Source organism: Stutzerimonas balearica DSM 6083, assembly GCF_000818015.1.
Taxonomy (GTDB): domain Bacteria; phylum Pseudomonadota; class Gammaproteobacteria; order Pseudomonadales; family Pseudomonadaceae; genus Stutzerimonas; species Stutzerimonas balearica.
Genome location: NZ_CP007511.1, coordinates 128,781 through 145,887 on the forward strand (window position 1 = coordinate 128,781; position 17,107 = coordinate 145,887).

General features: G+C 68.4%; 12 protein-coding genes and 1 riboswitch. Of the genes, 8 read left to right on the forward strand and 4 right to left on the reverse strand.

Translation table 11 applies throughout. The features are described 5' to 3' along the window. Positions 1-61 precede the first annotated feature (61 nt). Complete coding sequence (locus tag CL52_RS00580) at positions 62-877, forward strand: ABC transporter permease (RefSeq protein WP_043217803.1); 816 nt, start codon at positions 62-64, stop codon at positions 875-877. Further along, a complete protein-coding gene (locus CL52_RS00585; RefSeq protein ID WP_082041956.1) occupies positions 874-1,803 on the forward strand; it encodes an ABC transporter ATP-binding protein in 930 nt (309 codons plus the stop codon). The genes CL52_RS00580 and CL52_RS00585 overlap by 4 nt, the downstream gene beginning before the upstream one ends. Positions 1,804-2,519: 716 nt before the next feature. On the opposite strand, the gene CL52_RS00590 is transcribed toward CL52_RS00585, so the two are convergent. Both CL52_RS00590 and CL52_RS00595 read right to left on the reverse strand, forming a co-directional pair. Continuing rightward, complete coding sequence (locus tag CL52_RS00590) at positions 2,520-3,446, reverse strand: hypothetical protein (protein WP_043217804.1); 927 nt, start codon at positions 3,444-3,446, stop codon at positions 2,520-2,522. After that, complete coding sequence (locus tag CL52_RS00595) at positions 3,443-4,468, reverse strand: isopenicillin N synthase family dioxygenase (protein WP_043217805.1); 1,026 nt, start codon at positions 4,466-4,468, stop codon at positions 3,443-3,445. The genes CL52_RS00590 and CL52_RS00595 overlap by 4 nt, the downstream gene beginning before the upstream one ends. An 853-nt stretch (positions 4,469-5,321) precedes the next feature. Then, positions 5,322-5,421, forward strand: a riboswitch (guanidine-I (ykkC/yxkD leader). Positions 5,422-5,491: 70 nt separating this feature from the next. Between CL52_RS00595 and CL52_RS00600 the strand changes: the two genes are divergently transcribed. The 5 genes from CL52_RS00600 to atzF all read left to right on the forward strand — a co-directional run bounded on the left by CL52_RS00600 (position 5,492) and on the right by atzF (position 14,103). Beyond that, positions 5,492-6,559 carry a putative urea ABC transporter substrate-binding protein gene (locus CL52_RS00600; protein WP_043217807.1) on the forward strand — a complete coding sequence of 356 codons (1,068 nt, stop codon included), beginning with the start codon at positions 5,492-5,494 and terminating at the stop codon, positions 6,557-6,559. A 53-nt stretch (positions 6,560-6,612) separates the two neighbouring features. Further along, positions 6,613-7,344 carry an urea amidolyase associated protein UAAP1 gene (locus tag CL52_RS00605; protein WP_043217808.1) on the forward strand — a complete coding sequence of 244 codons (732 nt, stop codon included), beginning with the start codon at positions 6,613-6,615 and terminating at the stop codon, positions 7,342-7,344. A 140-nt stretch (positions 7,345-7,484) separates the two neighbouring features. Next, complete coding sequence (locus CL52_RS00610; protein ID WP_041109091.1) at positions 7,485-8,120, forward strand: urea amidolyase associated protein UAAP2; 636 nt, start codon at positions 7,485-7,487, stop codon at positions 8,118-8,120. Between the two features lie 216 nt (positions 8,121-8,336). Continuing rightward, a complete protein-coding gene (uca, locus tag CL52_RS00615; protein ID WP_043217809.1) occupies positions 8,337-11,996 on the forward strand; it encodes an urea carboxylase in 3,660 nt (1,219 codons plus the stop codon). A 301-nt stretch (positions 11,997-12,297) separates the two neighbouring features. Next, a complete protein-coding gene (atzF, locus tag CL52_RS00620; protein WP_043217810.1) occupies positions 12,298-14,103 on the forward strand; it encodes an allophanate hydrolase in 1,806 nt (601 codons plus the stop codon). A 184-nt stretch (positions 14,104-14,287) separates the two neighbouring features. Here atzF and CL52_RS00625 read toward each other — a convergent pair whose 3' ends face one another. Together CL52_RS00625 and CL52_RS21220 are read right to left on the reverse strand one after the other, a co-directional pair. Then, entirely contained in the window at positions 14,288-15,589 is a 1,302-nt protein-coding gene (locus tag CL52_RS00625) for a mechanosensitive ion channel family protein (RefSeq protein WP_043217811.1), read from the reverse strand. A gap of 91 nt (positions 15,590-15,680) precedes the next feature. Then, on the reverse strand, positions 15,681-15,821 hold the full coding sequence (locus CL52_RS21220) for a small membrane protein YohP (RefSeq protein WP_158485392.1): 141 nt from the start codon (positions 15,819-15,821) through the stop codon (positions 15,681-15,683). Positions 15,822-15,942: 121 nt separating this feature from the next. Here CL52_RS21220 and CL52_RS00630 point away from each other — a divergent pair, with 121 nt between their 5' ends. Continuing rightward, a complete protein-coding gene (locus tag CL52_RS00630) occupies positions 15,943-16,914 on the forward strand; it encodes an aldo/keto reductase (RefSeq protein ID WP_041109084.1) in 972 nt (323 codons plus the stop codon). Positions 16,915-17,107: the final 193 nt, after the last annotated feature.

A 17,107-nucleotide genomic window follows, 5' to 3' on the forward strand; every position in this document is an offset into this window, starting at 1 on the left:
CCGCGCCCAGCGGCGCGGACGACACCGCGGTTCGTCTCTCCCTCAGCCGAGGGAACACACCATGCGCCTGATCAACCGCCACCCCGGCCGCCCGGGCTGGATGATGCTGGCCATCCTGCCGTTCGCCCTGCTGCTGATGCTCTACCTGGGCAGCTCCGCGCAGCGTCTGGCCGAGAACCCGCGCGACAAGCTCCTGCCGAGCATGCAGCAGATGGCCGATGCGGTAGAGCGCATGGCCTTCACCCCGGACAAGCGCAGCGGCGACTACCTGCTCTGGCAGGACACGCTCGCCAGCCTCAAGCGCCTGGGCATGGGCCTGGGCATTGCCGCACTGGCCGGGCTTTGCCTGGGCGTGCTGGCCGGCACGCTACCGTTGTTCGGTGCCGCCCTGTCACCGCTGCTGACGGTGCTCTCGATGGTGCCACCGCTGGCGATCCTGCCGATCCTGTTCATCGTCTTTGGCCTGGACGAGCTGTCGAAGGTGATGCTGATCGTCATCGGCATCACCCCGGTGCTGGCGCGCGACCTCGAGCAGCAGGCCCGCCAGCTGCCGGCCGAGTTGTTGATCAAGGCGCAGACCCTCGGCGCCAACACCTGGACGCTGATCCTGCGGGTGGTGCTGCCACAGCTGATGCCGCGCCTGCTCATCGCGCTGCGCCTGGTGCTCGGCTCGGCCTGGCTGTTTCTCATCGCCGCCGAAGCCATCGCCAGCACCGGCGGCCTCGGCTACCGCATCTTCCTCGTGCGTCGCTACCTGTCGATGGACGTCATCCTGCCCTACGTCGCCTGGATCACGCTGCTCGCCTGGGCGATGGACTACGCCCTGCGCCGCCTGACCCGGACGCTGTTTCCCTGGTACGAAGGAGCCAAGGCATGAGCCGTAACGAAAGCGGAGCCGTCGCGAGCGGGTCCTTGGCAAGGCGCCCGGAGCAAGGCGGCCGGAGTGGGCACGCAGTCGATGAGCACCGCGCAACGCAGCCCGCGGCCCGCCTAGCAGGCGATTCCAAGCCCTTCATTGCGGTAAAGAATGTCTGGCAGCAATACGGTGACCAGGTCGTGCTGGAGCGCCTGGACCTGAGCGTTGCCGAAGGCGAGTTCTGCACCCTGGTCGGCGCCTCCGGCTGCGGCAAGTCCACCTTCCTGCGCCTGCTGCTGGGCCAGGAGCGCCCCAGCCGCGGCGAGATCCTGCTGGACGGCGCGCCGATCGCCCACGAACCGGATGCCAGCCGCGGCGTGGTGTTCCAGCGCTACTCGGTGTTCCCGCACCTGACTGTGCTGGACAACGTCGCCCTCGGCCTGGAGCTGCCGAAATCCCCGCTGCTCGGCCGCCTGCTGGGCGGCGCCAAACGCCGCGCCCGCGAGGAAGCGGCGGCCATGCTGGAAAAGGTCGGCCTCGGCCATGCGCTGAAAAAATACCCGGCGCAGCTCTCCGGCGGCATGCAGCAGCGGCTGGCGATTGCCCAGGCGCTGATCATGAAGCCGCGGGTGCTGCTGCTCGACGAACCCTTCGGCGCCCTCGACCCGGGCATCCGCAAGGACATGCACGGCCTGCTCCTCGAGCTGTGGAACGAGACCCGGCTGACCGTGTTCATGGTCACCCACGACCTCTCCGAGGGCTTCACCCTCGGCACCCGGCTGATGGTGTTCGACCGCCCACGCATCGACCCCCACGCCCCCGGCGCCTATGGCGCGCGGGTGACCTACGACATCCCGCTGAACGAGGAGCGCCGCGCGGCGCGGGCGGCCGAGGCGGTGTTGCCGGCGCAGGTGGTGGAGCGGTTGGAGGGGGTGCAGGGGAGTTGAGGCAGGCGGTGGTAAAGCGCGAAGCGGTGGACAGGGCTGCGCCGTTGGCCATCCTGCGAAGTACAAGCCCGTGCACCTGGAACGAACCTGTAGGAGCGGCCCATGGCCGCGACAGGCTCAATGGCCATCAAGAGCTCGCGGCCATGGGCCGCTCCTACAGAAAAGCATTCGAACCTTCCGACGGTCCGGGCGAACGGGCATTGTCGCGAGCCCCCCTGCGCAGCACCGCACCACCGGCCTTGCACGGCTTCCTCCCCCCGGCAGGTGGCCAAGGCTGCGCCGTTGACCACCCTACGGTCCACCGCGCTTACACGATAACGCAAGCCACCGGCCTGCACGGACGCCCAGTCCCCGTCAGGAGGCCGAGTGCAGGTGTCGCGCAGGGGGTCGCGAGGCATGGACGCCGAGCGAGGGATGAAGGGGCAGGGACGCCCCTTCAGACCGACCCCCGGAGCGGCACCGGAAGGAGGGGAGTCCGATTGCGGAGCAATCGGACCCGGATGTCGGGGCGTGTTTCTTTTGCTTACTTTTCTTTGCACGAGCAAAGAAAAGTGAGGCGCCGTGCAAGGCGCAACCTGTAGCCCGCCGCGCGGAAAGTAGTCGGCTTGGACACTTCTCCTTTGGCTCATTGGCTTTTGGTGCTCTCCCGGCTCAACCGCCCACGGAACCGTAGGGTGGGAAACGGCGCAGCCTTTCCCACCACCTGAAGGCCCCCGCTACTCCAGCACCTCCAGATACCGCCCCAGGGTCTCGGCCTCCGCCTCGAACCACCCCTGCGCCTCGGCTGACGACGGCGTGGCCAGCACCGGCCGCCATTCCGGCTCCAGGGTGTCCACCTCGAACAGCCTGACCACCGCCCGCCCTTCCGGCGTTTCCAGACACTGGCGCAGGCGCCCGTCGGCCAGCCGCTCGAAACCGTCGAGCACCAGCGCCTGTCCGACCCGCGCCGGCACGGTGGATAATTCCACCCGGTAGCCCGCCTGCGCATCGCCCACCGCCAGTGAAGTCTCGAAGTCGAACAACGCCGCCAGTGCCGTCGCATCCGCCTGCCCGGCGCGCTCGCGCAAGCCCAGCGGCGAGTCGGGCAACGCCTCCGGCCGCCCATGCACCCAGCCGGCGTGCGCGCCGCAGACGATCAGCCCGCCGCCCTGATGCAGCAGCTCGCCGCTCTGCGCGTCACGCTCGTCGATCAGGCGCAGGCCGAGCAGCGGGCCGCCGGTGGCCTGCAACCGCCAGTCCTCGACGTAGGCGCCGCTGGGGGCGAATTCGATCATGCAGTTGCCGACCCGCTGCAGAAGCGCCGGCTCCGGCCAGCGGTTGTGCAGTTGCAGCGCCACCCCGCCCTCCCAGCTCAGCCGGCCCTCGGCCCAGACGCTGTCGGCCACCCAGCCCTCGTGATTGGCCAGCACCCGCCGCTCTTCGGCGCTGTAATCGGCCAGCGGCCGCACCGGAAGCGCCGGGCCGTTCGGCAGGCGCAGGTCGATGGTGAAGGTGCGGCTCTGCAGCCAGTGCACCCGGGTGCGCTGGTCACTGCGCCCGTCAGCGAAGCTGATGGTGCGCCGACGAAAATGCCCGAGCATCCACTCGGGCACCCCGCCCTCGGCGCGTTGTGGGTAGCGGCTCGCCAGTTCGAACAGGTTCATGCGCCCACCCCCTGGCGGCCGGGGCCGAAGCTCGACAGCCCCAGGCTGCCCTCGGGCAGTTTCAGCTCGCCGACCTCCAGGCGTTCGCGCAGGTAGCGGAAGGTCTGCGCGGTCTGCGCGTACAGGTGGTCGCCGCAGATCACCGGGGTGTACTGGCGCTCGCCGCGCGGGGCGAGGCCCTCGATCGGCGCAATGCGGGTGTCGTAGTCGCAGGCGCAGAACAGCGGGAAGGCGAAGCGCTCCTCGGCGACCTTGCGCACCCGGTGCGCGGTGGCGACGAACTGGCCGTTGCTCAGCACCTCGAGCATGTCGCCGATGTTGATCACGAAGGCGTCCTCCACCAGCGGCACCTCGATCCACTCGCCGGCGCCGTTCTGCACCTGCAGGCCCTCGGCGGTGGGCAGCAGGATGGTGAAGCACTCGTAGTCGGTGTGCGCGCCGATGCCGGGGCGGTCGGCGGCCGGGTCGGTATCGAGCGGGTAGTGGATCAGCCGCAGCTGGCTGGTGGGCTGGCGGGTGATCGGCACGAAGGTGTCCTCGGGCAGGCCGAGGGCCAGGGCGAAGCCGGCGAACAGCCGGTCGCCGAGCGCCAGCGCGGCGCGGTAGTAGGCACCGACCTTGTCGCGAAAGGCCGGCGAATCCGGCCACTGGTTCGGCCCGAGCAAGGGGAAGCGTTGCGGGCCGTCGGTGTAGTCGTAATTGACGTCGTAGGCTTCCTTCAGGTCCCTGCTGCCACCGGCGAACTGCTCCTCGCCCTCGGGCACGTAGCCGCTGTGGTTGGTCGACTGGCCGATGTAGACGCGCATCTTCTCGTCCAGCGGTCGGGCGAAGAAGGCGCGGGCCTGCTCCAGCAGACCGTCACGCAGGGCGCGGGAAATGCCGTGGCCGGTGACCATCAGAAAGCCCACGTCGCGGGCGGCGCGGCCGAGTTCGTCGGCCACCGCCTGGCGCGCGACCGGATCGGGCGAGTGCAGGCCGGCGATGTCGACGACGGGAATGGTGGTGAAGTCGGTGTGTGCCATGGGCAACCTCTCCGGGAACAAGTCGGTTACCTGGTCGTCCAGAAAAGCGGCAGGTCGGGTCGTCCCGAAGGCCCATGCGATGGCCCCAGCGAGCGTGAGGGGAAGCGAGTTTTGTGCCAGTGGCGGTTGGGCGTTCTTTGACCAATGCACATGGAACGAGCCTGCAGGAGCGGCCCATGGCCGCGAAAGGCGGCAACGCCGCCCGAGAGCTCGCGGCCATGGGCCGCTCCTACAAGAGACCGCGTGGGAAATGCGAGTCCCGAGCACCATGGTGGCCAAGGCTTCGCCGTTGACCACCCTACGGTGCACCGCGCCACTGGACTGCACGGACGCGAGTCCCCGTCAGGAGGCCGAGTGGAGGTGTTGCGCAGGGGGTCGCGAGGCATGGACGCCGAGCGAGGTCTGAAGGGGCGGGGCCGCCGAGGCAGGGATGCCCCTTCAGACCGCCCCCCGGAGCGGCACCGGAGCGAGGGAAGTCCGGGGGCGAAGCGCCCGGACCCGGATGTCGGGGTGGGCTTTCTTTTACTTACTTTTCTTTGCCCACACAAAGAAAAGTAAGGCGCCGTGCAAGGCGCAACCTGTCGCCCGGCGCGAGGAAAGTAATCGGTGAAGTCGCAGGGGTGGCAGCAACAAACCTCCCAACAAAGCCACCGAGCGGATCACAACGGCCCCGAGCTCGCTCCGCCCCATTAAAGTGCACCACTGACCCCCAATGCCCCATTCCCCGGCACCCTCCCCACCCACAAGCCGCTGAAACCGCCTCCCTGCGCCCTCCCCAAACTGGCACACAATTCGCTTTGTCAGTTACCGTGCAGGAGCTATCCGGCTATCCGGATTACGGCACCACAATCTGCAAATGGACGACTAGGGTTCCGGTTCGCTCGGCGAACGGCTGGTCCGAGAGTCGTCGACCTCCGAGCGGGGTTACACGGCGGGATAAAAGCCCGGGAGAACGCGCCTTTCGAAGCGATTCGAAACGTGCCGTGACTCCTGCTTGCATCCATCCTCGTAACGGAGATTTCCATGCAAAAGCGCCGTCTGTTCTCCCTCGCCGCCGCCGCCCTCGCCGCTGCCCTCAGCGTCAACGCCCACGCCGAAAAGAAGGACCAGTTCAGCGTCTGCTGGACCATCTACGCCGGCTGGATGCCCTGGGGCTACGCCTCCTCCTCCGGCATCATCGACAAATGGGCCGACAAATACGGCATCGAGATCGACGTGGTGCAGCTCAACGACTACGTCGAGTCGATCAACCAGTACACCGCCGGTGAGTTCGATGGCTGCGGCATGACCAACATGGACGCGCTGACCATCCCGGCCGCAGGTGGGGTCGATTCCACCGCGCTGATCGTCGGCGACTACTCCAACGGCAACGACGGCCTGGTGATCAAGGGCGAGGGCAAGACCCTGGCCGACCTCAAGGGCCGGCCGATCAACCTCGTCGAGCTGTCGGTGTCCCACTACTTCCTCGCCCGCGCGCTGGAATCGGCCGGCATGAGCGAGCGCGACCTGAAGGTGGTGAACACCTCCGACGCCGACATGATCGCCGCCTTCGCCACCCCGGATGTGCAGGCGGTGGCCACCTGGAACCCGATGCTCGCCGAGATCGCCGCCCAGCCTGACGTGAGCCTGGTCTACGACTCCTCGAAGATCCCCGGCGAAATCCTTGACATGATGGTGGTGAACACCGAGACGCTGGCGGACAACCCGGACTTCGGCAAGGCGCTGGTCGGTGCCTGGTTCGAAACCATGGCGCTGATGCAGGCCGGCACCCCCGAGTCCACCGCCGCGCTGACCGAGATGGCCAAGGCCTCCGGCACCGATCTCGAGGGCTACAAGGCCCAGCTCGCCGCCACCGAGCTCTTCTACACGCCCGCGGACGCGCTGGCCTTCGTCACCGACCCGGCGCTGCCCGACACCATGGCCAGGGTCGCGCAGTTCAGCTTCGACCACGGCATCCTCGGCGAAGGCGCCGCCAGCCCCGAGGTGATCGGCATGCAGTTTCCCGGCAATACCGTGATCGGCGACGAAGGCAACGTCATGCTGCGCTTCGACCCGAGTTACGTGCAGATGGCCGCCGACGGCAAGCTCTGAACCCGCCCCTTTTCCACGGCGCCCGGCGCCGTCTGCAAAACCCGAGGTAACCGATGAACACCGAGCCGACCCTGCGCCCGACCCTCTACGAAGAAACCGTCCCCGGCGGCGGCCATACCTCCTTCGTGCTCAAGCGCGGCCAGCTCTTGCGCCTGACCGACCTCGAAGGCGGTGCCAACGTCAGCGTCATGCTGCTCAACGCCCATGAGAAGAGCGAACGCCTCAACCTGCCGGACACCCTCAAGGGCCAGCACACCGCCAAACTGACCGCCGGCCACTGCCTGTACTCGGACATGGGGCGGGTACTGGCCGCCATCACGGCCGATACCTGCGGCTGGCACGACAGCTTTGGCGGCGTGCTCAACGCCGAGGAAGTCGCCGAGAAGTACGGCGAAGGGCGTTACCAGGAACTGCGCAATGCCTTCTTTCGCAACGGCGTGGACAACCTGCTCGTCGAGATGGGCAAGTGGGACCTCAACCTGCAGGACCTGTTGATGGTGCTCAACCTGTTCAGCCGGGTGGACGTCACCGCCGACGGCGCCTTCGCCTTCCAGCCGGGCAACAGCCAGGCCGGCGACTACGTCGAGCTGTACGCGCCGATGGACACCCTGGTGATCCTCACCGCCCTGCAGCACCCGATGGACCCGAACCCGGTGTACGCGCCCAAGCCGGTCCAGCTCACCTGGCACCAGGTGGCGAGCGACGGCATCAGCGTGCTCTGCCGCACCTCGCGCCCGGAAAACGGCCGTGCCTTCCATAACACCGAACGGCTTTATCTGGCATGAGCGGTTCGTCCCTGAACCGCTCATGCGACGCCTGTCGCGGCACGTGTCCGCGACAGGCTCCCGCCGAATCGCACGCGATTCGCGGGCAGCACATCCTGTACTGCCGGGCTGCGGGCGCAGCAGCCTGAAGGAGACTAACCATGACGCTTACCGAAAGCAGCCTGCACCCCGAAACCGCCGCCTTCCGCCACGTGATCCCGGCCGGCGAGCCGTACCTGTTCGAAGTAGAGGCCGGGCAGACCCTGCGCCTGCTCGATCTCGAAGGCAACCAGGCCGTGGACACCCTGTTCTTCAGCGCCAGGAACCCGCGCGAGCGCTACGACCCGCAGCGCACCCTGCGCCGGCAGAACCGCGTGTACCTGACCACCGGCACAGTGCTCTATTCGAACCTGGGCAACCCGCTGCTGACCATCGTCGCCGACACCTGCGGCCGCCACGACACCCTCGGCGGGGCCTGCGCGCAGGAGAGCAACGTGGTGCGCTACGCCCTGGACAAGCGCTACATGCACAGCTGTCGCGACAACTTCCTGCGCGCCAGCCTCCATGACGGGCGCCTGACCAAGCGCGACATCGGCGCCAACATCAACTTCTTCATGAACGTGCCGGTCACGCCCGAAGGCGGCCTGACCTTTGCCGACGGCATCTCCGCGCCCGGCAAGTACGTGGAGCTGAGGGCCGAGCAGGACGTGATCGTGCTGATCTCCAACTGCCCGCAGCTGAACAACCCCTGCAACGGCTGGAACCCGACCCCCGCCGAGGTGCTGGTATGGGCCTGATGCCGCTGCTTCGCCGCTACCTGCTGCCGCTGCTGCAGGCGCGTGCCGGGCTGTATGCGCGGTGGGCTTCAGCCCACCGCAGGCCATGCAAGCGCGCGCTGGTGCGCTAAAGCGGATCGCCGCGCGGCCCCAAATGCGCATTTCAACCTCCGGACGGCCGGGGGTACTGAACGAATAAAGGCGGGACGGCCCGCCCAGCCCTCCGAGGGTTAATGAATGTTCGACAAACTCCTGATCGCCAACCGCGGGGCCATCGCCTGCCGCATCCTGCGTACGCTGCGTGCCCTGGACGTGAAAGGCGTGGCCGTCTACTCCGAGGCCGACGCCGCCAGCCTGCACCTGCAGCAGGCCGACGAAGCCCACAGCCTGGGCGACGGCCCGGCCGCCAGCACCTACCTGGTGGTGGATAAGATCCTCGGCATTACCCGGCAGACCGGCGCCAAGGCGATCCACCCCGGCTATGGCTTTCTCTCCGAGAACGCCGCCTTTGCTGAAGCCTGCGAAGCCGCCGGGATCGCCTTCGTCGGCCCGACGCCCGAGCAACTGCGGGTGTTCGGCCTCAAGCACACCGCCCGCGCCCTGGCCAAGCAGCACGGCGTACCGATGCTGGAAGGCACCGAGCTGCTCGACAGCCTCGCCGATGCCCTCGGCGCAGCCGAGCAGGTGGGCTACCCGGTGATGCTGAAAAGCACCGCCGGCGGCGGCGGCATCGGCATGCGCGTATGCCGCAATGCCGGGGAGCTGTCCGAGGCCTTCGAGGCGGTCAAGCGCCTGGGGCAGAACAACTTCAGCGATTCGGGCGTGTTCATCGAGAAATACATCGAGCGCGCCCGCCACCTGGAGGTGCAGGTGTTCGGCGACGGCCAGGGTGAGGTGATTGCCCTCGGCGTGCGCGACTGCTCGGTGCAGCGGCGCAACCAGAAGGTGCTGGAGGAAACCCCGGCGCCAGACCTGCCGGCCGGCATGGCCGAGGAACTCTGCGCGGCGGCGATCACCCTGGCCAAGGCGGTCAGCTACCGCAGCGCCGGCACCGTCGAGTTCGTCTACGACGCCGAAGCCCAGCGCTTCTACTTCCTCGAGGTGAACACCCGCCTGCAGGTGGAGCACGGCGTCACCGAGCAGGTCTGGGGCGTCGACCTGGTGCGCTGGATGATCGAACTGGCCGCCGGCGAGCTGCCGCCGCTGGCCGAGCTGGTGAATAGTCTCAAGCCGAGCGGCCACGCCATCCAGGCGCGCCTGTACGCCGAGGACCCGGGCCGCGACTTCCAGCCGAGCCCGGGCCTGCTCACCGCCGTGGACTTCCCGTCGGCGGACGGCCAGGCCCTGCGCATCGACACCTGGGTCGAGGCCGGCTGCGAGATCCCGCCCTATTTCGACCCGATGATCGCCAAGCTCATCAGCTGGGCGCCGAGCCGCGAAGAAGCCCGCATCGCGCTGGACGCCGCGCTCGGTGGCACCACCCTTTACGGCGTGGAGACCAACCGCGATTACCTGCGGCAGATTCTCGCCGACGCGCCCTTCGCCAGCGGCAACGCCTGGACCCGCTGCCTGGAAGGCCTCGCCTACCGCGCGACCACCGTCGAGGTGATCACTGCCGGCACCCAGACCACCGTGCAGGACTTCCCCGGCCGCCTCGGCTACTGGGCTGTGGGCGTGCCGCCGTCGGGCCCGATGGACAGCCGCGCGCTGCGCCTGGGCAATGCGCTGCTGGGCAACCCGGCCGATGCCGCCGGGCTGGAGATCACCATGAGCGGGCCGATCCTGCGCTTCAACACCGATGCGGTGGTGGCAGTGACTGGCGCCGAGATCCCGGTGAAGCTCGACGATGCGCCGCAACCAATGAACACCGCGCTGTTCGTCCCGGCCGGCAGCACCCTGGCCATCGGCACCCTCTTCGGCGCCGGTGCAAGGGCCTATCTGGCCGTGCGCGGCGGGCTGCAGGTGCCGGACTACCTGGGCAGCAAGAGCACCTTCACCCTCGGCCAGTTCGGCGGGCATGCCGGCCGCGCCCTGCGTGCCGGGGATGTGCTGCATCTGGCACCGCTGACCGATGCGTCGGCGGGCGCCACGCTGGCCGCCGAGCTGTGCCGCGAGCTGCCTGCCGTCCGTGAGATTCGCGTGATCTACGGCCCCCACGGCGCGCCGGAGTACTTCACCGAAGGCTACATCGCGCGTTTCTTCGCCACCGATTGGGAAGTGCACTTCAACTCCAGCCGCACCGGCGTGCGCCTGATCGGCCCCAAACCCGAGTGGGTCCGCGAGAGCGGCGGCGAGGCCGGCCTGCATCCGTCGAACATCCACGACAATCCCTACGCCATCGGCGCGGTGGACTTCACCGGCGACATGCCGGTGATCCTCGGCCCGGACGGCCCGAGCCTGGGCGGCTTCGTCTGCCCGGTCACGGTCATCGAGGCCGACCTGTGGCAGCTCGGCCAGCTCAAGGCCGGCGACAAGGTGCGCTTCGTGCCGGTGGATGTGGCCACGGCGCGGGAGCTGGCAAGGGAATTGGCCGAGGAATGCACCGATCCTGCTTTTGGTAGGAGCGAGCTTGCTCGCGAACCTGACACGCTCGGAGCTGGATCCTTCGCGAGCAAGCTCGCTCCTACGACCATGAGCTCGTCGTTCACCTCCCCCATCGTCCTCGACCTCGGCCAGGACGACACCCGCCTGGTCGCGCGCCTCTCCGGCGACACCCACCTGCTGCTGGAAATCGGCCAGCCGGAGCTGGACCTGGTGCTGCGCTTCCGTGGGCATGCGCTGATGCAGGCGCTCGAAGCCAAGGCGCTCGACGGCGTCGTTGACCTCACCCCCGGCATCCGCTCCCTGCAGGTGCATTACCAGCCGGAAACCCTGTCGCTGGAGGATCTGCTGGCGATCGTCGCTGGCCTGTGGGACGCGGTCTGCGCCGCGCAGGATCTGAAGGTGCCGTCGCGCATCGTCCACCTGCCGCTGTCCTGGGACGACCCGGCCTGCCAGTTGGCCATCGAGAAATACATGACCACGGTACGCAAGGACGCCCCCTGGTGCCCGAGCAACCTGGAGTTCATCCGCCGCATCAACGACCTGCCGAATCTCGAGGCGGTGTTCCAGACCGTGTTCGACGCCAGCTACCTGGTGATGGGCCTGGGCGACGTCTACCTCGGCGCGCCGGTGGCCACCCCGCTGGACCCGCGCCACCGTCTGGTCACCACCAAGTACAACCCGGCGCGCACCTGGACCGCGGAAAACTCGGTGGGCATCGGCGGCGCCTATATGTGCATCTACGGCATGGAGGGCCCGGGCGGCTACCAGTTCGTCGGCCGCACCCTGCAGATGTGGAACCGCTACCGCGCGGTCGAGGCGTTCGGCGGCCAACCTTGGTTGCTGCGCTTCTTCGACCAGATCCGCTTCTACCCGGTCTCGGCGGAGGAGCTGTTGAGGATCCGCCGCGACTTCCCGCTGGGCCGCTACCCGTTGAAGATCGAGGAGACCGAGCTGCGCCTGTCCGATTACCAGGCGTTTCTCGACCGCGAAGCCGAGGGCATCGACGCCTTCCGCCAACAGCAGCGCGCCGCCTTCGACGCCGAGCGCCAGCGCTGGATCGAATCGGGGCAGGCGCATTTCGAGAGCGAGGAAGTGGCGCCCGACCTCGGTGAAGACACCCCGCTGGGCGCCGGCCAGCACGGCATCGACAGCCATATCGCCGGCAACCTCTGGCAGGTCTCGGTGGCCGAGGGCGCGCGGGTCGAGGCCGGCGACGTGCTGGTGATCCTCGAGAGCATGAAGATGGAAATTCCGCTCACCGCGCCGGTCGCCGGCGTGGTCAGGGAAGTCCGCGCCCAACCCGGGTCGCCGGTCCGCGCCGGGCAGCGGGTGGTGGTGATCGAGGAGGTGTGAGGCCCCTCGGCACCCGAAGCAACCGTAGGGTGGATCGCGCTTTATCGATCCACCAACCGGCCCAGCGGGCCGGCAACGAACTTGGGCCCGCCGGACCGACCCGAACAACGCGCGTGGAAAAGGCTTCGCCGTTTTCCACCCTACGCCAGCCGGAACAACCGGGGTCGAAGCAACGTAGGGTGGATCGCGCTTCACCGATCCACCAACCGGCCCAGCGGGCCGGCAACGAACCCACCGGACCGGCCGGAACGACACGCGTGGAAAAGGCTTCGCCGTTTTCCACCCTACGAAGGAACCGAGCATGAACGACGACACATTCGACCTGCGCCTCGACACGCTACGCACGGCCTATGAAGCGGGCGCCACCACGCCGCGCCAGCTGATCCTCGCTCTGCGCGACCAGGCGGCCGACCTGAACGACGAATTCAACGCCTTCATCCACCTGTTGAGCGCCGCCGAGCTCGAACCCTACCTGGCCGCGCTCGACGGCAAGACGCCCGCCGAGCTGCCGCTCTACGGCATCCCCTTCGCCATCAAGGACAACATCGACCTGGCCGGCGTCCCCACCACCGCTGCCTGCCCGGCCTTCGCCTACACCTCCGACACCAGCGCGACGATCGTCGAGCAGCTGATCGCCCTCGGCGCGGTGCCGCTGGGCAAGACCAACCTCGACCAGTTCGCCACCGGCCTCAACGGCACCCGCTCGCCCTACGGCGAATGCCGCAACTCGGTACACCCGGACTACCCCTCCGGCGGCTCCAGCGCCGGTTCGGCGCTGGCCGTCGCGCTGGGGCTGGCAAGCTTCGCCCTCGGCACCGACACCGCCGGCTCCGGCCGGGTGCCGGCGGCGCTGAACAATCTGGTGGGATTGAAAGCCAGCAAGGGCCTGATCTCCACCGCCGGCGTCGTCCCCGCCTGCCGCACACTGGACTGCGTGACCTTTTTCACCGCGACGGCGGCCGAAGCCAGCCGGCTGCTGGCGCTCACCGCCAGGCTCGACCCCCGCGACGAGTACAGCCGCGCCAACCCGCTGTGGAACGACGGCTCGGCGTTCGGCCAGGTGAAAACCTTCCGCTTCGGGGTGCCGAAAAACCCCGAGTTTCTCGGCTGCCCGGAAAGCCCGGCGCTGTTCGCCGCCACCATTGAGCATCTCCAATCCATCGGCGGCGAGCCGGTGGAGATCGACTTCGCGCCGTTCCTCGAAGCAGCGCGCCTGCTCTACGAAGGCCCCTGGGTCGCCGAGCGCTACAGCGTGGCCGGCGCGCTGATCGAGCAGCAGCCCGATGCCGTGCTGCCGGTCATCAGGGCGGTACTGGAAAAGGCCCCGGGCACCACCGCCGTGCAGCTGTTCCAGGCGCAATACCGCCTGCAGCAGCTCAAGGCGATCTGCGACCGGATCATGGCCGAGGTCGACTGCGTGCTGACGCCCGCCTACCCGCGCCCGGTGACCCTGGCCGAGCTGCACGCCGAGCCGGTCAAGCGCAATTCGGACCTGGGCTACTACACCAACTTCATGAACATGCTCGACTACGCCGCCGTCGCCGTGCCGGCCGGCGTCATGGCTAACGGCCTGCCCTGGGGCGTGACGCTGTTCGGCCGGGTGTTCACCGACCAGTACCTCCTGAGCCTGGCCGCCGCGCTGCAGCGCCAGACAGGCCTGACGCTGGTCGGCGGCAACGCGATCAGCGCCCCCGCGCCGCAGAACCCGGCGCGCAACGACCGGGCGAAGGTGGTGGTCTGCGGTGCGCACCTGGACGGCCTGCCGCTCAACTGGCAGCTGCGCCAGCGCGGCGGCCGGCTGCTGCAGGCGACCGAAAGCGCCCCGGCCTACAGGCTCTATGCCCTGGCCGGCGGGCCGGTATTGCGCCCGGGCATGGTCCGGGTCAGCGAAGGCGGTGCGGCGATCGGCGTGGAAGTCTGGGAAATCCCCAGCGCCGAGCTGGGCTCGTTCCTCACCGGCATCCCGGCGCCGCTCGGCCTGGGCAAGGTCGAGCTGGCCGACGGGCGCTGGGAGACCGGCTTTATCTGCGAGGGCTACGGCCTGGAGGGCGCCGAGGACATCACCCGCTTCGGCGGCTGGCGGGCGTGGCTGGCGCAGCGGGGTTGAGACAGCCAGAGACCTCACCCGCGCCCCGCTCACACAGGAGCAGTGAGGGGCGCGAGGTGCAGGCGCGGGACTGTCGACCGGCATGCGGTTCGGATGCGCCCCGCGCAGCCTTCGATGGTGCCGGCGGCTCTAGGGGCGAACCGCTCAGGCGGCCAGGTCGGAACCGGCCGCGTCCGGTCTCACGCTAGTTTTCGTCGCTGCGGCGGCGCCTCGGCAAGGCCTGGTCCGGCGCTGGCCCGGCCTCTCGCAGCACCACCTGATGGACAGCCGGGCCTGGCAGCGCGATTCCCGCAGCGCGCAAAGCGTCGATCAGGTTCGCCCTGACCCGGGACGCGGTGAGCATGAAGTCCGATCTGCGCGAGTCGCACCAGAACTGCACCTGGAAGGCGAGTTCACTCTGGCCCATTTCGCGGATAGCCACCGAGGGCTGCGGTTCGGCGATGACGCCTTCGGCACGCAGGGTGGCCTCCTCGAGTACACGCAGCACCTTCTGCAGCTCGACGTCGTAGCCGAGGTAGCAGACCACCTGGCCACGACGCACGGGCGCAGCGGTGTTGTTGGTGACCCGTGAAGTGAAGGTGTCGGCATTCGGCACCAGTACCCGGCGGCCATCGTAGGTGCGAATCTGCGTGGCGCGCAGTTCGATGCGTTCGACGGTGCCTTCGGTCTCGCCAATGACGATCTGGTCGCCGAGCTGGAAGGGCCGCAGGGTGAGGATCAGCAAGCCGCTGACGAAGTTGGACAGGATGTCCTTCAGGGCGAAGCCCAATGCCAGGCTGGTCAGCCCAAGCCCGGTGGCCAGGGCGCCGGGTTCGAGGCCAAAGGCGGTGGCAGCGACGATCAGGCCCAGCAGCCAGACGGTGTAGTAGCTGACCTGCTTGATCAGATTCTCCACCGTCCGATCGTGAATCAAGCGGCGGGAAATCATCCGGACCACTGCGCGCACGCCTGCGGCCAACGCCCAGAACACGCCGATTACCAGCAATGCCGCCAAGGCGCGCGGCACGATGCTGATGGCCGCTTCGAGCAATCTGGCGAAGGCGGTATCGACACTGGCGCGCACGTCGGTCACGAAGCGTGCCCGCTCGGATGTGCGTCGTGTGCTGGCCTGCGCCAGAGCAGTTTCGAGAATCGACGCCCACTCGCGCGCCTGCGCGTCCAGCGCCATGCCGTTGGCTTCGGCGTCTTCCCTGGTGACCTGCATCAGCACGCGACCGGCCATGGTGATCTGGCGCGACGCGGCGTTTTCCCCGGCCGCAGCGATGCGCGCTCTGCTGATGCCCTGCGGCGTTTCCAGCACGGTCAGCAGTTGCCGCTCGATCTGCCGGGCCCGCAGGCGCGCCTCCAGGTCTTCGGTTCCGCCAAGGCGAAACAGCGCGCGGCCGTCGAGCCGCACCGTCGCCAGGCCATCGTCCACCTGAGCGGCGGCGGGAAATGTCTGAAAAAGGGTGAGCAGTGACAGCAGCAGGGCCAGCGGCCAATGCATCGGTCGAGTCACGGGAGGGCGGGGGCGGGGAGCGCGTTCCCCTGGGCCGATCGACGCGCTGTCCACGACCCAGGGGGCAACTGCAGGCGCGTCAGAAGACCAGCGCGAACAGGCCGATGACCACGATCAGGCCGATCAGAAAGATGATGCCGATGGTGCTGCTGAGGAACTTCAACATGGTGGCTCTCCTGTGCAGGGGGTCTATCTGTTCCGACTCGGCACCCCTTGTCATCGTTCACCCGCTCGGATGGGTGATCGCTCCCGTCGCCTCGCCGGAACATCCCTGCGCCTGCGCTTCTCCGATGAGAAAGCGGCCGACATCCTGTCGGCTCGACGTTCGCGAGGAGGCTTGCATGCGAATTTCTCTGCCCCGGATCGGGCTCGGCGGCGCGCCGCTGGGCAACATGTTCCACCCGCTCAGCGAGGCCACCGCCGATGCCACGCTGCAGGCCGCGTGGGATGCCGGCTTTCGCTATTACGACGTGTCGCCGCACTACGGCGCCGGGCTGGCCGAACAGCGCTTCGGCCGCCTGCTGTCAGGCAAGCCGCGTGACGAGTTCGTGCTCAGCACCAAGGTCGGCCGGCTGCTGCAGCCGGCCAGCGCGCCGGAGAACGCCAAACCGTTCGTCGATGAGCTGCCCAACAAGCGGGTGCCGGACTATTCGGCCGACGGTGCGCGCCGCTCCATCGAAGACAGCCTGGAACGCCTGGGCGTCGATCGGCTGGACGTGGTGTTCATCCACGACGTCTCGGAAGACCAGTGGGGCCCGCAGTGGCGCGACTACTTCCAGCAGGCGATGAGCGGCGCCGCCAAGGCCCTGACCGAGATGCGCGAGCAGGGCCTGATCCGCGGCTGGGGCCTGGGCGTGAACCTCGTCGAACCCTGCCGCATGGCGCTGGAGCAGGCCGACCCCGACGTCTTCCTGCTGGCCGGGCGCTATTCGCTGCTCGATCACCGCGAGGCGCTGGAGACCCTGTTTCCGCGCTGCCTTGAGCGTGGTGTCGGCATCGTGGTCGGCGGGCCGTTCAACTCCGGCGTGCTGGCCGGCGGCGATCACTTCGAGTACGACCGCATCCCGGACGAGATCCGCGACCGCAAGGCGCGCCTGGACCAGGTCGCGCAGCGCTTCGGCGTCGACCTGCGCGCGGCGGCGATCCACTTCTGCCTCGCGCACCCGGCGGTGCTCTCGACCATTCCGGGTACCGCCAACCCGGCGCGCCCGGCGCAGTACATGGGCTACTACCAGGCTCGCGTGCCGGCCGAGTTCTGGCAGGCGCTCAAGCACGAAGGGCTGCTCGGCGAGGACGTGCCGGTACCGGCCTGACGGCGCATCGGCCCCGCAGGCCGGCCGAAACGGGGCATTTTTTCCTGCCGGGCTCCCCATTGGGGCGTCGCCCGGCAGCGCTGGCCAGCTGTCGACGTGCCGGCTTCGGCCGGCAACCTCTTGAATATCCGCGGCTTTCTCTCGTTTCAGGGCACATGGCACGCAAGCTGCTCTGTCCCCTGTGAACGGGATG

Coding starts and splice junctions, on each gene's coding strand:
- CL52_RS00580 (WP_043217803.1), top strand. CDS start 62: ATGCGCCTGATCAACCGCCACCCCGGCCGCCCGGGCTGGATGATGCTG.
- CL52_RS00585 (WP_082041956.1), top strand. CDS start 874: ATGAGCCGTAACGAAAGCGGAGCCGTCGCGAGCGGGTCCTTGGCAAGG.
- CL52_RS00590 (WP_043217804.1), bottom strand. CDS start 3,446: ATGAACCTGTTCGAACTGGCGAGCCGCTACCCACAACGCGCCGAGGGC.
- CL52_RS00595 (WP_043217805.1), bottom strand. CDS start 4,468: ATGGCACACACCGACTTCACCACCATTCCCGTCGTCGACATCGCCGGC.
- CL52_RS00600 (WP_043217807.1), top strand. CDS start 5,492: ATGCAAAAGCGCCGTCTGTTCTCCCTCGCCGCCGCCGCCCTCGCCGCT.
- CL52_RS00605 (WP_043217808.1), top strand. CDS start 6,613: ATGAACACCGAGCCGACCCTGCGCCCGACCCTCTACGAAGAAACCGTC.
- CL52_RS00610 (WP_041109091.1), top strand. CDS start 7,485: ATGACGCTTACCGAAAGCAGCCTGCACCCCGAAACCGCCGCCTTCCGC.
- uca (WP_043217809.1), top strand. CDS start 8,337: ATGTTCGACAAACTCCTGATCGCCAACCGCGGGGCCATCGCCTGCCGC.
- atzF (WP_043217810.1), top strand. CDS start 12,298: ATGAACGACGACACATTCGACCTGCGCCTCGACACGCTACGCACGGCC.
- CL52_RS00625 (WP_043217811.1), bottom strand. CDS start 15,589: ATGCATTGGCCGCTGGCCCTGCTGCTGTCACTGCTCACCCTTTTTCAG.
- CL52_RS21220 (WP_158485392.1), bottom strand. CDS start 15,821: ATGACAAGGGGTGCCGAGTCGGAACAGATAGACCCCCTGCACAGGAGA.
- CL52_RS00630 (WP_041109084.1), top strand. CDS start 15,943: ATGCGAATTTCTCTGCCCCGGATCGGGCTCGGCGGCGCGCCGCTGGGC.